Below are 18,562 nucleotides of genomic sequence, written 5' to 3' on the forward strand. Positions count from 1 at the left end.
ACACAAAAACCAGGAGACCAAGCGATGGACAAGACCGATATCGGCATCCTCAAGGCCTTGCAGGAGGACGGCCGGGCCTCGGCGCAGCAGCTGTCAGAAAAGGTGGGCCTGTCGGCCGCGCCGGTGTGGCGGCGGGTGAAGGCGATGGAGGCCAGCGGGGTGATCCAGGGCTATAGCGCCCAGGTGGACCGCAGCAAGGTGGGGCTGGGCTGCATGTTCGCGCAGATCAGCCTGGAGCGGCATTCCGCCAATACGGTCGAGAACTTCGAGCGCTCGGTGCGCGACGCGCCCGAGATTCTGGAGTGCTACGCGGTCACGGGGGATTCGGACTTCCTGCTGAAGATCCTGGTCGAAAGCCCGGAAGCCTACGACCGGTTCCTGCACCGCTTCCTGTTCAACATGCCCGGCATACGGCAGACGCGCACCATCGTGGCGCTGCGCGAAATCAAGCACGAGCAGCGCCTGCCGCTGTAGGCGGGCGGGCCCTCTCTATATAGATATAGGGAGGGCGGCGGATTTATTGGGGTTGGATGCCCGAGATCCGGATCCATTCCTTCCAGCGCGCGGTGTCTTCCTTCACGAAGGCATCGAAGCGCGCCACGTCCATCGATTCCGGCGTCAGGCCCAGGGCGCGCAGCTTCTTCGCGGTGGCTTCGTCCTTGACTGCCGCCTGCATGTGGGCGTTCATCTTTTCCACGATGTCCTGCGGCGTGCCCGCGGGGGCCGACAGGCCGAGCCAGCCGGCGACGACGAAATCCGGATAGTAGGTGGCCATGGTCGGCACGCTGGGCCAGGCCGCATGCGGCTGGGCGCCGGTGACGGCGATGGGGATGAGCCCCTTGCCGTCGATCTGGCCCATCGCGGTCAGGTAGTCGACGAAGGCGAAGTTGATCTGCTTGCCGCGCAGGTCGGTGATGATCTGCGTGATGTTCTTGTAGGCCGCGCCGGTGATCTCGATGCCGGCGCGCTGCTTCAGCAGTTCGGACGGCACTTGCGAGGACGAGCTGTAGTAGCCGAAGAAGACCTGTCCGGGATGCTGCTTGGCGTAGGCGACCAGGTCCGGCACCGTGCGGTACGGGCTGTCGGGCGACACCACGCCGACCGTGCCGAAGGTGCCCAGCATGCCGACCTGGCGGAAGTCCTTCTGCGCGTCGTAGGGCAGGCTCTTGTACAGGAACTGGTTGGCGGAGTGGGTGGAGTTGGTGGACAGCAGAAAGGTGTAGCCGTCCGCCGCCGCGTTCTTGGCGGCGTTGGTGCCGACGATGCCGCCCGCGCCGGGGCGGTCTTCGACCACCACGGTCTGGCCGGTCTTCTCCCCCAGGTACTGCGCCAGGGTGCGAGCCGTGAGGTCGGCCGCGCCGCCCGCGGCGGACGGCACGATGAGGGTCACGGGCTTCTCGGGCCAGCCGGCGGCGTGCGAGGCTGCGGCCAGCAGCAGGCCGGCGCCGATCAGGGCCGGACGGATATAGCGGGGTATGGACATGGTTGTCTCCTGATGGCGCGGTTGCGCGTCGTTGTCGTTGTTGTGGTGGGGGTGCGGGGCGCTCAGCCGAACTGGCCGCGATGCCAATCCAGAATGGCGGCGGCGCTGACTTGCCACTGGTCCGCGTACATCATGCAATGCGGCTGCCCGGCAAGCACGGCGTGGGAAAAACCGAAGCGGCGTGCGATCGCCAGGTCCTGGCCGGGCGGGTGGCGGTCATGCGTGTCCAGGCCGGCTTCGAGGCACAGGCCGGGCGCGCCGATGGCGGCGGCGTCGACGGGCACGCGCAGCAGATAGCGGTCGTTGAGCACTTCGGGGCTTTCGGCGCACAGGCGCCGCGATACCGGAGCGACGTCGCGGTCGGGCGAAGTCGCCAGAAAGCGCGCGCGGATTTCAGCGTCGTTCGGCGCGCGGCGCGGCGCGCCGTCGGGGACGGGCGGCAGCGCCTGCGCGCCGGGCAGGTCGCCGGGCGGCGACGGCGCCAGTAGGACCACGCCCGCCACCGTGCGCTGGCTGGCGGCCAGCAGCGCGGGCAGCGCGCCCATGCTGTGGCCCACGACGACCATGGGGCGCGCCAGCGCGTCCAGCGCGCTGACGACATCCTGACCCAGATCGGCGATGCCGGCCGACGTAAACGCATCGTCCTGCGGCAGGGCGCCATGGCCGCGCAGGTCCAGCGCCGCGCAGGCCAGGCCGGCGCGGGCGAAGTAGTCCAGATAATGCGCATAGCACCAGGCGCCGTGATACGCGCCCGGCACGAACAGCAGGCCGGGCCTGCCGTCGTGGGGATCGGCGCCGACGATCAGGCGGCCCTGGCCGGCGGAGCGCACGGGCAATTGGTCGGCGAGGCCGAAATCCAGCGGATCGGCGTGGGTGGAAAGAGGCGGGAGCAGCGAGTCGGCATTCATGGTGCGGCCATCTTAGGTGGGGCCGTTCTATCAGAAAACTTTATTTTTCATATGATTGGATAAGTTTCACTAATCGACGCCAGCCATGCGCCCCTTGCCCGAGATTTCCATCACGCACTACCGCCACTTCCTGCTGGTGGCCGAGCTGCGCAGTTTCCGCGCGGCCGCGGCCCGGGCCTTCCGCTCGCAGCCGGCGCTGTCGCTGTCGATCCGCGAAATGGAGCAGCGCCTGGGGCAGCCGTTGTTCGAGCCGGGCAACCGCGGCACGCTCACGCGGTTCGGCCAGGACTGCCTGCCGCTGGCGCGCGAGCTGGTGCAGCACCATGACCGCGTGGCGGGCGCGCTGTCGGGCTTGGCCAGCAACGAGGCCGGCACCTTGACCATGGCCTCGGTCGCCACCGTGGCCACGCATTGGCTGCCGGAACTGGTGGCGGTGTACCGCGAGCGCTATCCGGCGGTGGCGCTGCGCCTGTTCGACGACAACTCGGAAGGCGTCGAGCGCATGGTGCTGGCGGGCGAGGCGGAGCTGGGCGTATGCAGCCCGGTGTCGCAGGACCGGCGGCTGTCGTTCGAACCCTTGCTGCGCGACGCCTTCGGCCTGGTCTGCCATCGCGGCCATCCGCTGGCCAGGCGCAAGTCCGTGACCTGGCGCGAGATCGAGGACCTGCCCCTGGTCGGCACCATCGCCCACCGCCAGCTTGCCGGCTATCCGCAGGCGGCCTTCATGCTGGACCGGCAGGTCTTCGTGTCCAACATGATGTCGCTGCTGGCCATGCTGGAGCGCGGCGTCGGCGTCACGGTGCTGGCGCGGCTGGGCGTGCCGCCGGACTCGCGCGGCCTGGCCTTCGTGCCGCTGTCCGGGCCGCGCATCGAGCGCGAACTGGGCATCACCCGGCTGGCCGGCCGCAGCCTGTCTCCGGCCGCCGCGCGCATGGAGGAAATGCTGCGCGCGAAGGCGGCGAAACGCGGCCGCACTGTCGCTTGAAACCAACGCATTTTTGCGATTTACGGCCATAAAACAGGCCAATTCCTAGGCCCACTGTTGCGCAATTGCACGTGGCGCGGATCGTCGTTGATTCTTCGCAAACGCCTCTTTAGAGTGCGTGATGTTTGCTGCGCGAGGGACGTGCCGGGGTGATCGGCGCGGCGCGTCGACAGACGTGTTGAGGAAGTCATGAGCAGTGTGTCTTTGCGTACGGCGGGCGTCGCCTGCGCCGTTCTGATCCTGGCCGGGTGCGCCGCCAGGAAACCCGCCGCCATCACCGAGGCCCAGCCCGCGGAACCGCCCAAGCCGGTGGCCTGCGTGCCCGCCAAGGCCGGCGATCCCATGATAGGCACCTGGCTGTCGAACAGCCGCCCGCGCGACGTCAGCGGCGATCTGCAATCGCTGATCGTGCTGTCCGCCGATGGCACCATGGCCTTTGAATCCCTGCTGAAGATCGGCCGCAAGACGCGTCCCGCCTTGCGCGAGACCGGCTGCTGGAGCGTGGCGGACGGCATCTACACGATGCAGACCACCAAGTCCGCCGGCGAGCTGGTGGACGCCAACGATCCGATCTACCTGAACCGCTATCGCGTCGAAAAGGTCGAGAAGACCCGCCTGACGATGCGCGAGCTGAAAAACGGCGGCCAGGTCATGACCGCGCGCCGCATGCCCACGGGCTACCGCCTGCCTTATTGAGCGTTGCGCGGGGCGGACACTCCGCCCGGCGTCAAAGCCAAGTCGGCCGGGCTGCGGTAAGGTGCGGTCTTCACCCATCGCCCCGCAGCCGGTCATCCATGCCTGCCCTGTCTTCCGAAGCGCGCGCCATCGCGCTGCTTGCCCTGGCCGCCTTCGTCAGCGCCAGCGCCTTCCGCATCTGTGATCCCATGTTGCCGCAGCTCGCGGCGGAATTCGGCACCACCACGGGCCAGGCCGCGCGCGCCGTGACCGCCTTCGCCGTGGCCTACGGCGTGCTGCAGATGTTCTTCGGCCCCCTGGGCGACCGCTACGGCAAGTACCGCGTCGTCAGCATCGCGACCTTTGCCTGCGCGTTGGGCAGCGCCGGCGCCGTGGCGGCCGGCTCGCTGGACGTGCTGGTGTTCTGCCGCGTCCTGTCGGGCGCCGCGGGGGCGGGCATCGTGCCGCTGTCCATGGCCTGGATCGGCGACAACGTTCCCTATGAACGCCGCCAGGCGACCCTGGCGCGCTTCCTGACCGGCACCATCCTCGGCATGTCGGCGGGGCAGCTGGCCGGCGGCCTGTTCGCCGACACGGTAGGCTGGCGCTGGGCCTTTGCCGCGCTGGTCTGCGGCTATCTGATAGTGGGCGTGCTGCTGTTGCTGGAAGTGCGGCGCCAGCAGGCCTCGGGCCTGGGCCTGGCGGACCCGGGCGCGGTCCGCCAGGGTTTCGTGGCGCAGGCGCGCTTGGTGCTGGGCACGCCCTGGGCGCGCATCGTGCTGGCGACGGTGTTCGTCGAAGGCCTGCTGGTGTTCGGCGCCCTGGCCTTTGCGCCTTCCTACCTGCATGAACGCTTCGATATCTCGCTGACCGCCGCGGGTGCGCTGGTGGCCGTGTATGCGGTGGGCGGCCTGATCTACACCGTGGTGGCCGGCCGCATCCTGAAGCGCCTGGGCGAACGCGGCCTGGCGATCGCCGGCGGGCTGGTCCTGGGCGTGGCGTTCCTGTCGTATCTGCTAGGTCCGGTCTGGATGTGGAGCCTGCTGGCCAGCGTGCTGGCCGGCTTCGGCTACTACCTGCTGCACGCCACGTTGCAGACCAATGCGACCCAGATGGTGCCGTCGGCGCGCGGCACGGCGGTGGCGTGGTTCGCGTCTTGCCTGTTCATGGGGCAGGCGGTGGGCGTGGCCCTGGCGGGCGCGGTGGTCGACGAGATCGGGCCGGGCGCGCTGTTCGGCGGCTCGGCCGCGCTGCTGCCGCTGCTGGGCGCGTTCTTTGCGCGGGCGTTGAAGGCGCGCGCGGCGATCCAGCAAGCCTGAGGCAAGCGCCGAAAGCACCGCGGGCCTTGCTCATCCAGGAATGAGCAAGGCCCGCGGTGTGTTGGGGACGGTGCGTTTAGATCGCAGCCAGGCGCTTGAGCACCGTCTGCTTGCCCAGCAGGGCCAGCACGGCGTCCACGGCCGGGGTCTGGGTCTGGCCGGTGACGGCGACGCGCAGGGGGATGGCGAGCTGCGGCATCTTCATGCCGCGGTCGGCCAGCACGGCCTTGATCAGGGCGGACAGGGCCTCGCGGGTCCAGTCGGTGTCCTGGGCGCGCTGCGCGAAGTCGGCCAGCGCTTCGCGCGCGGCGGCGGTCAGGTGCTGCTCGGCCAGCTCGGCGGGCGCGCCCTTGAACTCGGCGCAGAACAGCATGGCGCCGTCGGCCAGCTGTTCCAGCGTTTCGGCACGGTCCTTCAAGAGGCCCATGACGCCCGGCAGGTCGATCTTTTCCGGATGGCCGCCGCGGTTCGCCACGCGCGGCGCCACGCGCTCGGCCAGTTCGGCGTTGTCCATCTGCTTGATGTAGTGGGCGTTGACCCAGTTCAGCTTCTTCGGATCCCACTGCGAGGCCGACTTGGACAGGTGCTTGGTGTCGAACCACGACACCAGCTGGTCGCGCGAGAAGAGTTCGTCGTCGCCGTGGCTCCAGCCCAGGCGCGCCAGGTAGTTGACCATGGCCTCGGGCAGATAGCCCTCGTTGTCGTACTCCATGACGTTGACGGCGCCGTGGCGCTTGGACAGCTTTTCGCCGTCCGGGCCCAGGATCATGGGCACGTGGCCGTATTCGGGCAGCGTGGCGCCCAGCGCGCGCAGGATGTTGATCTGGCGCGGCGTGTTGTTGACGTGGTCATCGCCGCGCAGCACGTGGGTGATGCCCATGTCCCAGTCATCGACCACGACGCAGAAGTTGTAGGTGGGCGTGCCGTCCGGGCGCGCGATGATCAGGTCGTCGAGCTCGGTGTTGTCGAAGCTGATGGTGCCCTTGACCATGTCGTTCCAGGAGGTCGCGCCTTCCTGCGGGTTCTTGAAGCGCACCACGGGCTTGCGGCCTTCCGGGATGGCCGGCAGGGTCTTGCCGGGTTCGGGGCGCCAGGTGCCGTCGTAGCGCGGCTTGTCGCCGCGGGCGCGGGCGGCTTCGCGCATGGCTTCCACTTCCTCGGGCGAGCTGTAGCAGTGGTAGGCGGTACCGGCGGCCAGCATCTGCGCGACCACTTCGCGGTAGCGGTCCATGCGCTGCATCTGATAGAAGGGGCCTTCATCGGGCTGCATGCCCAGCCAGTCCATGCTGTCCAGGATGGCCTGCACCGCTTCCGGCGTGGAGCGTTCGACGTCCGTGTCTTCGATGCGCAGCACGAAGGTGCCCTGGTGGTGGCGCGCGAAGGCCCAGGAGAACAGCGCGGTGCGGGCGCCGCCCAGATGCAGGAAACCCGTGGGCGAAGGCGCGAAACGGGTACGAATGGGGGTAGAGGCGTTGGAAGTCATAGGTGGCAATGATAGCGGCTGCGGCGCCACAAATCGGCGTCAGGCTGGGCCCGCGTCAAACGTAGAGCGGGATTGTCTTGTTACGATGAGGGGTATTTTAGATTAGGGTGCGCCACCCCCATGCTGCGACACGCTCTCGCCCCGATGTTCGAGCCCGCCTCGCTGGTGATCGTCGCCGACCGGCCGCTGCCGGCGGCGGCCTCGCTGCCGCCCGCGCTCAAGGGCAAGACCACGGTAGTGGCCTGCGAGGCCGGCGTCGCGCCGGAGCTGCCCGACAGGCTCGAAGGCCTGGCGCCGGGCGAACGGCCTGATCTGGCCCTGGTTTGCGTGTCGCCGGCGGTCCTGCCGGAAACGCTGCGCCGCCTGTCGCCGCTGGCGCCGCGTTCGGTGATCCTGCTGCCGCACCCGCTGCCCGATCCCTATCCACGCGGCACGCTGGCGCTGTGCCGCGCCTGGGCCGAGGAAAACCGCTGCGAACTGCTGGGGCCGCGCTCCTTCGGCGCCCAGCGGCCGCACGCCGGCCTGAACCTGAGCCAGCACCCGGTGCTGGCGCGCGCTGGCCGCGTGGCGCTGCTGGCGCAGTCGCGCTCCATCATGGCCGCGGTCATGGACTGGGCCGAGGACGTGCATATCGGCTTTTCCACCGCCGTGTCGCTGGGCGACGAGGCGGTGGTGGGCCTGTCCAAGGTGCTGGACTACCTGGCCAGCGATCCGCGCACGGACAGCATCGTGCTCTATCTGGAAGACGTGGGCCCGGCCCGCGAATTCATGAGCACGCTGCGCGCCGCGGCCTCGGTCAAGCCCGTGATCGTGCTCAAGGCTGGCCGCGCCGACACCGATAGCGCCGACGCCATCTTCGACGCGGCCCTGCGCCGCGCCGGCGCGGTCCGGGTGCGCTACTTCGTGCAGCTGTTCTCGGCGGTCAAGGTGCTGGGCTACACGCGCCGTCCCAAGGGCCGGCGCGTGGCGCTGATCTCCAATGGCAGCGGGCCTCCCCAGCTGGCCATGGACCTGATCGGCCCGGACGCGGCGGTGCTGCGCGCCGAACTCGCGCCCGCCACCCAGCGCGCGTTGGCGGCCATGCTCGAGCCCGACGCGGCCACCGCCAACCCGGTCATCACCTTCACGCCGCTGACGCCGGAACGCATCCGCGCCATGCTGGACGCGGTGCTCGACGATGCCGGCGTGGACGGCGTGCTGGTGCTGCTGGCGCCCGACGCGCTGGCCGACATGCCGGCGGTGGCGCGCGAACTGGCGCAGATCGCGCCCAAGGCGAAAAAGCCCGTCGTCACCTGTTTCATGGGCGACGCCGGCATGCGGCCGCTGCGGCGCATGCTGGACGACGCGGGCACCTCGGCGTTCCGCACGCCCGAATCGGCCGCCGACGCCTTCGGCGTGCTGGCGACCCATCACTACAACCAGCAATTGCTGCTGCAGACGCAGCCGCCGGAGCCGGCCGGCCACGCGGCGGACCTGGCGGCCGCGCGCGAGATCCTGGCGCGCGTGCGCGCCGAATGCCGGCGCGAACTGAATACCTCCGAAATCCGCAGCCTGCTGGCCCTGTTCTACGTGCCGCTGCGCGATACGCCGATGGACGTGGCGGCCGCCGAGCCGGAATCCCGCCCCATGGCGATCCGGGTGCGGCGCGATCCGCAGTTCGGCCCCGTCATCCGTTTCGGCGCGGGTGGCCCGGACGCGGTGCTGTCCCAATCCGACCGCGGCGTCGACCTGCCGCCGCTCAACGGCTTCCTGGCCCGCCAGCTGATCGAACGCAGCCGCTTGTGGCGCCGGGTGCTGGCGCCGCGCATCGGCCACATGGCCGCCGAGGCGCTGCAACAGGCGGTGGTACTGGTGTCCGAGCTGGTGTCGGAGCTGCCCGATATCGAATCCCTGGACATCGATCCGCTATACGCCGGCGAAACTCATCTGCGCGCCGGCGGGCTGCGCATGACGCTGACCGAGAAGCCCGGCTGCGAGACGCCGCAGACCGCGGGCTACCCGCATATGGCGATCCACCCGTATCCGGCCCGGCTGGTGCAGGTGCGCCGCTTTGCCGACGGCATACCCTGGGTGTTGCGCCCCATCCGTCCCGAGGACGGCGAGGCCCTGCAGGAGTTCATTCGCGGCCTGTCCGAACGTTCGCGCTACATGCGCTTCGTGTCCATGATGCGCGAGCTGACGCCGCGCATGGTGTCGCGCTACACGCAGGTGGACTATCACCGCGAGCTGGCCCTGGTGGCCGCCACGCAGGTGCCCAACCCGGCCAACCGCGGCCATCCGCGCGAGGTCCTGGTGGGCTTCGCGCATTACCTGCGCAACCCGGACGGCAGGGGGGCGGAGTACGCCCTGGTGATCGGCGACGACTGGCAGCGCCGCGGCCTGGGCCGCCAGCTGATGACGGCGCTGATCGACGCGGCGCGCGAGCAGGGGCTGGAATACATCGACGGCCTGGTGCTGTCGACCAACCGGCCCATGCTGTCGCTGATGACCAGCCTGGGCTTCACCAACGACGCGGATCCGGAAGACCCGACGATGCGCCGGGTCTGGCTGAACCTGTCCTGATATCCAGCCTGTTCAGGCGCTCTTCCTGGCCGCCTGGGCGGGCTTGAGCCGCGCGATCGATTCGTCCACCGACAGCACGTCGCCGAAGAACAGCATCCAGCCGTGCAGCGCGTGCTCGTGCTCGGCCGGCGTGACCGCCGCCAGCGCATCGTCCACCATGATGGTGCGGAAGTCGCGCATCATTGCGTCGCGCGCCGTCGATTCACAGCACACGTTGGTGACCGTGCCGGCGATCAGCAGCGTGTCCACGCCGCGCCCGCGCAACAGCGGCTCCAGCTCGGACGATCCCGGAGCCATCGCGCTGTAGAAGCGCTTGGTCACCCGCAGGTCGGCGTCGTGCGCGTGCAGGTCTTGATGCAGCGCGTACCCGGGGGCGTCGCGGCGCAGGGTTTCCAGGCGCCGGGCGCTGCGCTCCGGGGTCAGCATCACGCCGTGGTGGTGCGACCAGAACAAGTCGGCGTTATCAGAGGCGGTCTGCACCCAGACGATGGTGCCGCCGGCGGCGCGCACCGCATCGCACAGGCGGTTGATGGGGGCGATGATCTCGCGGGCCGGCGCGCATTCGCCCTGGTAGCCGGGCAGCGTGAAGTACTGCTGCATGTCCACCACCACCACCGCGAGGCGCGCGGCGGGCAGTTCGTCATAGGGGTGCAGCCGGCCCTGGCGGGCGATCACGCGGTCCTGCACCCATTGCGGGAATTCCATGGCGGCTCCTTATCCATAGCGCCGCGCGATGGCGGCTTCGATGCGGTAGACGATCAGGTACATCACGCTTGAAATCACGGCCAGGATGGCGATGGCCGTCATGACGATGTTCAGCTTGAACACCTGGCTGCCATTCATGATGAGAAAGCCCAGGCCGGAATCCGCCGACTGGAACTCGCCCACGATCACCCCCACCAGCGCCAGGCCGATATTCATCTTCACGGCGGCGATCAGCGTGGGCACGCTGCCTGGCAGCACCACCTTGGTCAGCACCTGCCAGCGGCTGGCGCCGAAGGTGTGGGCCAGCTTCACCTTGTTCAGGTCGATGCCGCGAAAGCCCGCATACACCACCATGATGGTCACGAACACCGCGATCGCCACGGCCATGCCGTACACCGCGTAGTCCGAACCCAGCCACAGATAGAAGATCGGCACGAAGGCGATCTTGGGCATGGCGTTGGCCACCACCAGGAAGGGGTCCAGCACCTTGTACAGGAAGTCCGACCACCACAGCGCGGCCGCCACCACGATGCCGATCGCCATGCTCAGGCCGAAGCCCACCAGCGTGGCGCTCAGCGTGGTCATGATGTGCTTGCCCAGGTCGCCGTTGTTCCAGAGTTCGATGAAGGTCGGCCACAGCGCGCTGGGATAGCTGGTCAGGAGCGGGTTGAGGATGTGCATGCGCGGCAGGATTTCCCAGGCGCACAGGAATACCGCCAAGAGCAGCGCCTGCGCGATGCGGATATGCCTGCGGCGCGCGCGGTCGCGCCGCAGGTAGTTCAGGTACTTCTCGCTGGGCGCGCGCACGGCGCGCAGCGGAACGGTGTTGGCGACGGGCGCGTTCATGGGTCAACCCTCCACGTGGACATCGAGCTCGTCCCACAGCTGTTTGAAGTAGGTATTGAATTCCGGCCGCGAACGCGCCTGGAACGGCGTGGGCCGGACCTGGCCGTCGCCGTAGTGGATCCGGTACTGGCTCTTGAGGCGGCCGGGACGGCGCGACAGCACGATCACACGGTCGGTCATGGCGATGGCTTCGCCGATGTCGTGCGTGACCAGCACCACGGTCTTGCCTTCGCGCCGCAGGATGTCCACGACTTCATCGGAGATCGCCAGCCGCGTCTGCGAATCCAGCGCCGAAAAGGGCTCGTCCAGCAGGATCACGTCGGGCTCGGTGACCAGGGTGCGGGCCAGCGCGGCGCGCTGGCGCATGCCGCCGGACAGCTGGCGCGGCGTGTGCGACAGGAACGCGCCCAAGCCGCATTTCTCCAGCAGATGCACGGCGCGCGCCTCGCTGCGCGCATCGCGCCGGCCCTGGATCTCCGCGCCCAGCATGACGTTGTCCAGGATGGTGCGCCACTCGAACAGGTAGTCCTGCTGCAGCATGTAGCCGATGCGCGGATTGGGCTTGGTCACGGCCTGGCCGTCTATCATCACGGCGCCCGACGTGGGCGGGATCAGCCCGGCGATCAGCGACAGCAGCGTGCTCTTGCCGCAGCCGCTCTGTCCGATCAGGCTGACGAACTCGCCCGCCGCCAGCGTGAACGACACATTGGCCAGCGCCTCGGTCTCGCCTTCCTGGGTGAAGTAGGAAAGACAGACCTCGCGCAGTTCGATCTTGGCCGTGGCGGTATCCGGCTTCAGGTTGTGGACGACGGCCCCCATCATTGGGCCTTCTTGGCGAAGTCGGCCACCACCACGTCCTCGTACTTCACGCGGGCGCTGTCCTTCATGACGGCGCTGGCGATCAGCATGTCCTGCAATTGGTTCATGGCCTCGGCCGTCACCAGCGGCGTGGTCTTCCAGATCTGGTACTTCTTGTAGCGCTCGATGGCCTCGGTCACCGCGGCCTGGTCCATGCCGGGGAAGTAGCTCATGATCTGCGGCGTCAGCGTGGCGGCGGGCGTGTCCTTCACGTACTTCTCGGCGCGCGCCACCACGTTGGTCCAGGCCTGGATGACCTTGGGGTTGTCGCGGATGTATTTGTCGGTGGCGGTGAACACGGTGTAGTCGACCTGGCCGACCTCATGTCCCACCGAAGCGACGATGTAGCCCTTGCCGTTGCGCACCAGCTCGCCGGCCTCGGGTTCAAGAAAGATGCCGTACTCGCCCTGGCCCGCCATCCACGCGCCGGCGCGCGCCGGGATGCCGATGTTGTTGAGCAGCTTCACGTCCTTCTGCGGATCCACGCCATGCTTGCGCAGCGCCGTTTCCAGGAACACGATGGGATTGGACCCGGGCCGAAAGCCGATCACTTCCTTGCCCTTGAGCATGGACCAGTCGAATTTCTCCACCGGCTTGCGCGCCAGCAGGAAGAAGCCGTCGGTGGCGGTCAGTCCGGCGAAGATCTTCGGCTTGACCGGGGATTCGCTGTTGTGGACATAGATGGAGGCCTCGGGGCCAATCAGCACGATGTCGGCGCTGCCGGACAGCAGGGCGGTCATGCCTTTGTCGGTGCCTTGCGAGGTCTTCATGGACACGTCCAGGCCGGCGTCCTTGAAGTAGCCCTGCGACAGGGCCACGTATTTGGGCACGTAGAGTATCGACCGCACCACTTCTTCGTAGCGGATCTTCACGGGGGGATTGAGGGCTTCGGCCTGGGCGGCCAGGGGGGCGAACAGCGCGAACAGCGCCGCAGCCGCCAGTCGGGGCGATGGCAAGGATTTCACGGGACTTTCTCCTGCGTCTTGAATGCCACGCCGAAACCCGGCGCAACACGGCCAATGGGATGGATCGACAACAACAACAGGGAAGCCCGAACTGGTCGCCCGGGCCGGTAAGGCTTGGATCGAATACTATATTCAATACAAATAGGCGACAAGCTTTTTGCAGTTGGCGTTTTTCTCTATGGACGAGGGAAAGCCAACCCAGGAAAATTCCAGGCTGGGATACCAGTTGGTATACAAAATGAAATCGCAGGCCGCCAGGGCCTGCGAGTGGGCGGGCAGGGCGCGCGGCGCCCATCTGCCGCGATCAGGGCCGCCGGGCGCGGCCCCGCAGGGTCTTCAGACCAGGACTTGATTCAGGAACTTGGAGATATCCGCCACTTCCTCGGCGCAGACCGAGTGCGGCATCGGGTAGGTATGCCATTGCACGTCGTAACCCAGCCGCTGCAGTTCGGCCAGCGAGGCCTGGGCGCGCGGCAGCGACACCACCGGGTCGTACTGGCCGTGGGCCAGGAAGATGGGCGTGTCCTGATTGGCGCTGTTGCGTTCGGCCTCGGCCGTGTCCAGCAGCGGCAGATAGCCCGACAAACCCATCATGCCCGCCAGCTTTTCCGGCAGGCGGATGCCGGTGTGCAGGGTCATGGCGCAGCCCTGCGAAAAACCCGCCAGCACGATCTTCGAGGTCGGAATGCCGCGCGTGTTCTCGCGCGCGATCAGCTTGTGGATCGCGGCCTCGGAGGCGCGGATGCCACGGGCGTCCTCGACGCGCACCAGGTCCATGACCAGGATGTCGTACCAGGAGCGCATCGCCATGCCGTTATTGATCGTCACGCGCTGCACCGGCGCGTTCGGGAACACGAAGCGCACCGAGGCGCCGGCGGGAAGGTCCAGCTCCGGCACGATGGGCGCGAAGTCGTTGCCGTCGGCGCCCAGGCCATGCAGCCAGATCACGGCATGCGTGGGATTGGGGGCGGTTTCGATCTCGATGCAATCGAGCAGGTCGGTCGGAGCGTTCATGGACGGCGGACGGTGAAAATCAAAGAGTGAGGGTCTTCAAGGCCTGGAACAGCGCGCGGTAGTGCTTCTTTTGCGGCTCCTGGCCTTGCAGCAGGGCGGCGTTGGCCAGCTTTTCCTTGCGGGCGGCGCGGATCAGCGCGCGCAGCTGCTGCACGTCAGCCTGCGGATTGCTGTTGAGCAGCCTGGTCAGGGCCTCGTCGTCGTCGAGCAGGCGGTCACGCAGCATTTCCAGCCGGTGCATGGCGGCGGTTTCCTCGCGCGAGCCGTTTTCCCAGACATCGAGCTGGGCGCGGATCTCGTCGGCCGGCGCGTCGCGCATCAGCTTGCCCACGAAGTGAACCTGGCGGCGCTTGCCCTCGCGCCCAGTGGTGCGCTGCGCGGTGCGGATCGCCTCATAGAGGCGCTCGGCCAGCGGCAATTGCTTGAGGCGTTCGGGGGACAGTTCGATCAGCTGCTTGCCCAGGTCCAGCAAGGCATGCATTTCGCGCTTGACCTGGGACTTGCTGGGACGGTCGTAGCCGTTCTCGTCGTAACCGTCGTCGACGGATTCTTCTTCAATATGGGAATTCATGGAAAACTGCGCAATGACAGACTTGGCTATGATAACCGTCTCTGCAAATTGGACAGCAATGGTTAAAACCTCCTCATCCTTGCCGCTGGCGGCGAATCACGCGCGTTTTTCCGAACTGGTCGAACAAACCCTCGCCTACGCGCGCCAGATCGGCGCCTCCGACGCCGCGGCGGAAGTCTCGGAAAGCCTGGGCCTGTCGGTCTCCGTGCGCAAGAACGACATCGAAACCGTCGAACAGACCCGCGACCGCTCGCTGGACCTGACGGTCTACGCCGGCCAGAGCCGCGGCTCCGCCTCCACCTCCGACTTTTCCGAAGCCGCGTTGCGCCAGACGGTCGAAGCCGCCTGGCACATTGCGCGCCACACCGCCGCCGATCCGGCCGCCGGCCTGCCCGACGCCGACCAACTGGCCACCGAATTCCCCGACCTGGACCTGCACCACGCCTGGGGCGTGTCCACCGAAGAAGCCGCCGAGCTGGCTCTGCGCGCCGAACGCGCCGCCCGCGAGGTCGATGCGCGCATCACCAATACCGACGGCGCCACCGTCGGCACCTACGAAGGCCAGTTCGTGATGGGCAACACCCGGGGCTTCCTGGGCGGCTATCCGTATTCGCGCCACAGCCTGTCGGTTGCCCCCATCGCCGGCCGCGGCAACGGCATGCAGCGCGATTACTGGTACAGCTCCGAACGCGACCCGGCCAAGCTGGCCTCGCCCGAAGCCATCGGCCGCTACGCCGCCGAGCGCACGCTGTCGCGCCTGTCGGCCCGCCGCATCCGCACTGGCAAGTTCCCCGTCCTGTTCGAAGCGCCGCTGGCGCTGGGGCTGGTGGGCGCCTTGACCCAGGCCGCCAACGGCGGCGCGTTGTACCGCAAGGCCAGCTTTCTGCTGGACGCGCTGGGCAAGCCCATCTTTCCGGATCACATCAACCTGACCGAAGACCCGCACATCCGCGGCGCCATGGGCAGCTCGCCCTTCGACGACGAAGGCGTGCGCACGCGCAGCCGCAGCGTGGTGTCGGCCGGGGTGCTGGAAGGCTACTTCCTGTCGTCCTACACCGCCCGCAAGCTGGGCATGACGACCACCGGCAACGCCGGCGGCTCGCATAACCTGGTGTTCAGCTCCACCCGCACCCGCCGCGGCGACGACTTCGAAGCCATGCTCAAGAAGATGGGCACGGGCTTTCTCGTCACCGAGTTGATCGGCCAGGGCGTCAACTACGTCACGGGCGACTACTCGCGCGGCGCGTTCGGCTACTGGGTGGAAAACGGCAAGATCCAGCACGCCGTGCAGGAAATCACCATCGCCGGCAATCTGGCCGACATGTTCAAGCAGATCGTGGCGGTCGGCGCCGACACGATTTCGCGCGGCACCAAGACCACCGGCTCGATCCTGATCGAGCAGATGGCGATCGCCGGAATCTGATCCTGCGTACGGCCGCGGCATGATGTGCCGCGGCCTCCACGCAGACCGGGCGGTCGTTCCGGTCTTTGCAATCCCTTACCTGATAGTGTGGCCAGGCAGGCCGATATCAATGTGTAATATCCGCCAGGTATCGCTTGATGTCCCAGGTGTTGCTGTAAAGGAGCAAAGAGATGCAACGACGTTCGTTCTTGAAGCACGCCGGTCTCGGCGCTGTCGCCACCGGAGCCGCCGTCAGCGCGCCCGCGTTCGCGCAGGACATGCCCTCATTGAGCTGGCGCCTGTCTTCCGGCTTCCCCAGCGCCCTGGATCTGCGCATCGGCGCCGGCGAAAGCTTCTGCAAGTTCGTCTCCGAAGCCACGGGCGGAAAGTTCAACATCCGCCACTTCCCCGAGGGCGAGATCGTGCCCGCCGCGGACCTGATGGAAGCGGTTTCCACCAAGAAGGTGGAATGCGGCCATGCCTCGTCCCGCGCTTACTACGCCAAGAACCCCGTCTTCTGCTTCGACGCCGCCGTGCCCTTCGGCCTGAACGCCAGGCAGATGAACGCCTGGATGAGCGAAGGCGGCGGCCTGCGGCTGACGCGCGAACTCTTCAAGCCTGAAAAAATCATCAACTTTCCGCTGGGCAACACCGGCGCCCAGATGGGCGGCTGGTACACCAAGGAAATCAAGCGCGCCGGTGACCTGAAAGACCTGAAAATGCGCGTCGGCGGCTTGGCCGGCGACGTGCTGGCCAAGCTGGGCGTGGCGCCGCAGCAGGCCGATCCCGCCAAGCTGGCCGAGGCCTTCGAGAAGGATGGCCTGCAGGCGGTGGCGGGCGCGGGCCCCTACGACGACGACAAGCTCGGGCTCAATAAGGTTGCTAAGTATTACTACGCACCCGGCTGGTGGGCGCCCGGCGAACAGCTGTCGCTCTATATCAATGACGAGGCCTGGAATGCGCTGCCCAAGAACTACCAGGCCGTGGTGGACGCAGCCGTCCAGGCCGCGCATGCCGCCACCATCGCCCGCTACGACGCGCGCAATGCGGCCGCCCTGGCCCAATTGACGGCAAACGGCGCCCAAATCCGGACATACCCGCGGTCCATCATGGACCTGGCGTTCGAGGCCACGCAGCAGCTATACAAGGACTTGGCCGCCAAAGACCCCAGATTCAAGGCGATGCATGATAGTTACATGGGTTTTCGCGACAGCGAAATGCCATGGTTCCGCCTGACCGAAAGCGCCTACGACCAATACTTGGGCGTAGCGTTATCGGCCAGAACATAGGACACTTACGCCTGCCGAATAACATTCGGCCAGCGTTAGGGTTTTTGCTAGTAACCACACGTTTTTTACAAAAAAATGGGCGGTTTGTAGGCTTTTGTTGAATGGCGTTCGAGTAGCCGCCTGATACAAAGGAGTAATATCCCGGGTCTTGACGCGCAAACATGGCGCCTTTAGGCGGCATCCGACGTCAATCCGGCAGGATTACATCAGCCCGGATACCAATATTCCGAGACAGACTTTAAGGTGGTAACAACCATGCAATCCAAGACCAAGAAGCTGCTGGCCGCGCTGATCGCTGCCGGTATCGTCCCGGCTGCCCACGCGGCCGACATCAAGATCGGCGTGGCCGAAGCCCTGTCGGGCGGCGCCGCCCAGTACGGCGTGTCGATCCGCAACGGTTTCCAGCTGGCCGCTGATGAAATCAACGCCGCCGGCGGCATCAACGGCAACAAGATCGTGCTCGTGGTCGAGGACGAACAAGGCAAGAAAGAAGAAGCGATCAACGTCTTCAAGAAGCTGATCTTCAAGGACAACGTCCTGATGGTCTTCGGCCCGACGCTGTCGAACTCGGCCCAAGCCGCCGACCCGATCGCCCAGGCCGCCAAGACGGTCGCCTTCGGCACTTCCAATACCGCTGACGGCATCACCTCCATCGGCAACTACGTGTTCCGCAACTCGGTCACCGAAGCCGACGTGCTGCCGGCCACCATCTCCACCGTCAAGGCCAAGACCGGCCTGAAGAACGTGGCGGTGCTCTACGGCAACGACGACGTCTTCACCAAGAGCGGCTACGACAACTTCAAGAAGGCCCTGGAAGACCAGAAGATCCCGGTCACCACGACCGAAACGTTCGCCAAGGGCGACGTGGACTTCAAGGCCCAGCTGACCAAGATCAAGGGCACCAACCCCGACGCCATCGTGCTGTCCGCACTGCTGGCCGAAGGCGCCCCGATCATGGTGCAGGCCCGCCAACTGGGCCTGAACGTGCCCGTCATCGGCGGCAACGGCATGAACTCGGTCAAGATTTTCGACCTGGCCCCTGGCGGCGCGTCGAACAATCTGTGGATCGGCAGCCCCTGGTCGATCGAGAACAAGGCCCCCGAGAACGTCAAGTTCATCGACGCCTACAAGGCCAAGTTCAACGGCGCGCCCGACCAGTTCGCGGCCCAGTCGTATGACGCCATGTACATCGCCGCCCAGGCGCTGAAGAACGTCAAGATCTCGGGCGACCTGCCCAAGGACCGCGCAGCCCTGCGCGATGCGCTGCCTTCGGTGACCTGGACCGGCGCCACCGGCCCGTTCAAGTTCCGCCAGGCCAACGACCGCGCCGGCAAGCCCGCTGGCTACGACGCCGATCAGGCCCCCATCGTCAGCGTGACGAAGGACGGCAAGTACGTCATCGAGAAGTAAGCGCTACGCATCCCCGCGCGGGGGGATGCGCCTTGCGGACGGCATGGTCGTCCGCAAGGCGCTTTTTATCGCAGGGCCGTCACCCTA

General features: G+C 67.1%; 17 protein-coding genes. 8 read left to right on the forward strand and 9 right to left on the reverse strand.

Going from position 1 to position 18,562, the window contains the following annotated elements; all coding sequences use genetic code 11:
* Positions 1 to 24: 24 nt before the first annotated feature.
* Complete coding sequence (locus BRO63_RS01725; RefSeq protein WP_008159001.1) at positions 25 to 474, forward strand: Lrp/AsnC family transcriptional regulator; 450 nt, start codon at positions 25 to 27, stop codon at positions 472 to 474.
* Between the two features lie 43 nt (positions 475 to 517).
* Here BRO63_RS01725 and BRO63_RS01730 read toward each other — a convergent pair whose 3' ends face one another.
* Positions 518 to 1,483, reverse strand: a complete 966-nt coding sequence (locus tag BRO63_RS01730; protein ID WP_088138262.1) for a Bug family tripartite tricarboxylate transporter substrate binding protein — start codon at positions 1,481 to 1,483, stop codon at positions 518 to 520.
* A gap of 62 nt (positions 1,484 to 1,545) precedes the next feature.
* The gene (locus tag BRO63_RS01735) at positions 1,546 to 2,391 is read right to left on the reverse strand and encodes an alpha/beta hydrolase (protein ID WP_088138263.1); all 846 of its coding nucleotides are present in this window, start codon (positions 2,389 to 2,391) and stop codon (positions 1,546 to 1,548) included.
* Between the two features lie 85 nt (positions 2,392 to 2,476).
* On the opposite strand from BRO63_RS01735, the gene BRO63_RS01740 reads away from it, so the two are divergent.
* The 3 genes from BRO63_RS01740 (at position 2,477) to BRO63_RS01750 (ending at position 5,370) form a co-directional block, all read left to right on the forward strand.
* A complete protein-coding gene (locus tag BRO63_RS01740; protein ID WP_088138264.1) occupies positions 2,477 to 3,376 on the forward strand; it encodes a LysR family transcriptional regulator in 900 nt (299 codons plus the stop codon).
* A gap of 189 nt (positions 3,377 to 3,565) precedes the next feature.
* On the forward strand, positions 3,566 to 4,072 hold the full coding sequence (locus BRO63_RS01745; RefSeq protein WP_088138265.1) for a hypothetical protein: 507 nt from the start codon (positions 3,566 to 3,568) through the stop codon (positions 4,070 to 4,072).
* Between the two features lie 98 nt (positions 4,073 to 4,170).
* Positions 4,171 to 5,370 (forward strand): MFS transporter, encoded by a 1,200-nt coding sequence (locus tag BRO63_RS01750; protein WP_088138266.1) that lies wholly within the window; start codon positions 4,171 to 4,173, stop codon positions 5,368 to 5,370.
* Between the two features lie 76 nt (positions 5,371 to 5,446).
* On the opposite strand, the gene gltX is transcribed toward BRO63_RS01750, so the two are convergent.
* Positions 5,447 to 6,853, reverse strand: a complete 1,407-nt coding sequence (gene gltX / locus BRO63_RS01755) for a glutamate--tRNA ligase (protein WP_088138267.1) — start codon at positions 6,851 to 6,853, stop codon at positions 5,447 to 5,449.
* A 120-nt stretch (positions 6,854 to 6,973) separates the two neighbouring features.
* On the opposite strand from gltX, the gene BRO63_RS01760 reads away from it, so the two are divergent.
* Complete coding sequence (locus tag BRO63_RS01760) at positions 6,974 to 9,415, forward strand: bifunctional acetate--CoA ligase family protein/GNAT family N-acetyltransferase (protein WP_088138268.1); 2,442 nt, start codon at positions 6,974 to 6,976, stop codon at positions 9,413 to 9,415.
* 12 nt (positions 9,416 to 9,427) lie between these two features.
* On the opposite strand, the gene BRO63_RS01765 is transcribed toward BRO63_RS01760, so the two are convergent.
* The 6 genes from BRO63_RS01765 to yjgA all read right to left on the reverse strand — a co-directional run bounded on the left by BRO63_RS01765 (position 9,428) and on the right by yjgA (position 14,374).
* Positions 9,428 to 10,120 carry an isochorismatase family cysteine hydrolase gene (locus BRO63_RS01765; RefSeq protein WP_088138269.1) on the reverse strand — a complete coding sequence of 231 codons (693 nt, stop codon included), beginning with the start codon at positions 10,118 to 10,120 and terminating at the stop codon, positions 9,428 to 9,430.
* Positions 10,121 to 10,129: 9 nt separating this feature from the next.
* Complete coding sequence (locus tag BRO63_RS01770) at positions 10,130 to 10,966, reverse strand: ABC transporter permease (protein ID WP_088138270.1); 837 nt, start codon at positions 10,964 to 10,966, stop codon at positions 10,130 to 10,132.
* 3 nt (positions 10,967 to 10,969) lie between these two features.
* Positions 10,970 to 11,785 carry an ABC transporter ATP-binding protein gene (locus tag BRO63_RS01775; RefSeq protein ID WP_088138370.1) on the reverse strand — a complete coding sequence of 272 codons (816 nt, stop codon included), beginning with the start codon at positions 11,783 to 11,785 and terminating at the stop codon, positions 10,970 to 10,972.
* On the reverse strand, positions 11,785 to 12,789 hold the full coding sequence (locus BRO63_RS01780; protein ID WP_179215016.1) for an ABC transporter substrate-binding protein: 1,005 nt from the start codon (positions 12,787 to 12,789) through the stop codon (positions 11,785 to 11,787). Before BRO63_RS01780 ends, BRO63_RS01775 begins: the two co-directional genes overlap by 1 nt.
* Before the next feature lie 336 nt (positions 12,790 to 13,125).
* Positions 13,126 to 13,803 carry an alpha/beta hydrolase gene (locus BRO63_RS01785; RefSeq protein WP_088138272.1) on the reverse strand — a complete coding sequence of 226 codons (678 nt, stop codon included), beginning with the start codon at positions 13,801 to 13,803 and terminating at the stop codon, positions 13,126 to 13,128.
* A 19-nt stretch (positions 13,804 to 13,822) separates the two neighbouring features.
* Positions 13,823 to 14,374 (reverse strand): ribosome biogenesis factor YjgA, encoded by a 552-nt coding sequence (gene yjgA / locus BRO63_RS01790; protein ID WP_088138273.1) that lies wholly within the window; start codon positions 14,372 to 14,374, stop codon positions 13,823 to 13,825.
* Between the two features lie 58 nt (positions 14,375 to 14,432).
* Between yjgA and pmbA the strand changes: the two genes are divergently transcribed.
* From pmbA to BRO63_RS01805, 3 genes are all read left to right on the forward strand, one after another.
* Entirely contained in the window at positions 14,433 to 15,797 is a 1,365-nt protein-coding gene (pmbA, locus tag BRO63_RS01795; protein ID WP_088138274.1) for a metalloprotease PmbA, read from the forward strand.
* A gap of 170 nt (positions 15,798 to 15,967) precedes the next feature.
* Complete coding sequence (locus BRO63_RS01800; RefSeq protein ID WP_088138275.1) at positions 15,968 to 17,065, forward strand: TRAP transporter substrate-binding protein; 1,098 nt, start codon at positions 15,968 to 15,970, stop codon at positions 17,063 to 17,065.
* 255 nt (positions 17,066 to 17,320) lie between these two features.
* Entirely contained in the window at positions 17,321 to 18,475 is a 1,155-nt protein-coding gene (locus tag BRO63_RS01805) for an ABC transporter substrate-binding protein (protein WP_088138276.1), read from the forward strand.
* Positions 18,476 to 18,562: the final 87 nt, after the last annotated feature.

The sequence above is a fragment of the Achromobacter xylosoxidans genome (genome assembly GCF_002192695.1).
Taxonomy (GTDB): Bacteria; Pseudomonadota; Gammaproteobacteria; order Burkholderiales; family Burkholderiaceae_B; genus Achromobacter; species Achromobacter xylosoxidans_C.

Coding starts and splice junctions, on each gene's coding strand:
- BRO63_RS01725 (WP_008159001.1), top strand. CDS start 25: ATGGACAAGACCGATATCGGCATCCTCAAGGCCTTGCAGGAGGACGGC.
- BRO63_RS01730 (WP_088138262.1), bottom strand. CDS start 1,483: ATGTCCATACCCCGCTATATCCGTCCGGCCCTGATCGGCGCCGGCCTG.
- BRO63_RS01735 (WP_088138263.1), bottom strand. CDS start 2,391: ATGAATGCCGACTCGCTGCTCCCGCCTCTTTCCACCCACGCCGATCCG.
- BRO63_RS01740 (WP_088138264.1), top strand. CDS start 2,477: ATGCGCCCCTTGCCCGAGATTTCCATCACGCACTACCGCCACTTCCTG.
- BRO63_RS01745 (WP_088138265.1), top strand. CDS start 3,566: ATGAGCAGTGTGTCTTTGCGTACGGCGGGCGTCGCCTGCGCCGTTCTG.
- BRO63_RS01750 (WP_088138266.1), top strand. CDS start 4,171: ATGCCTGCCCTGTCTTCCGAAGCGCGCGCCATCGCGCTGCTTGCCCTG.
- gltX (WP_088138267.1), bottom strand. CDS start 6,853: ATGACTTCCAACGCCTCTACCCCCATTCGTACCCGTTTCGCGCCTTCG.
- BRO63_RS01760 (WP_088138268.1), top strand. CDS start 6,974: ATGCTGCGACACGCTCTCGCCCCGATGTTCGAGCCCGCCTCGCTGGTG.
- BRO63_RS01765 (WP_088138269.1), bottom strand. CDS start 10,120: ATGGAATTCCCGCAATGGGTGCAGGACCGCGTGATCGCCCGCCAGGGC.
- BRO63_RS01770 (WP_088138270.1), bottom strand. CDS start 10,966: ATGAACGCGCCCGTCGCCAACACCGTTCCGCTGCGCGCCGTGCGCGCG.
- BRO63_RS01775 (WP_088138370.1), bottom strand. CDS start 11,785: ATGGGGGCCGTCGTCCACAACCTGAAGCCGGATACCGCCACGGCCAAG.
- BRO63_RS01785 (WP_088138272.1), bottom strand. CDS start 13,803: ATGAACGCTCCGACCGACCTGCTCGATTGCATCGAGATCGAAACCGCC.
- yjgA (WP_088138273.1), bottom strand. CDS start 14,374: ATGAATTCCCATATTGAAGAAGAATCCGTCGACGACGGTTACGACGAG.
- pmbA (WP_088138274.1), top strand. CDS start 14,433: ATGGTTAAAACCTCCTCATCCTTGCCGCTGGCGGCGAATCACGCGCGT.
- BRO63_RS01800 (WP_088138275.1), top strand. CDS start 15,968: ATGCAACGACGTTCGTTCTTGAAGCACGCCGGTCTCGGCGCTGTCGCC.
- BRO63_RS01805 (WP_088138276.1), top strand. CDS start 17,321: ATGCAATCCAAGACCAAGAAGCTGCTGGCCGCGCTGATCGCTGCCGGT.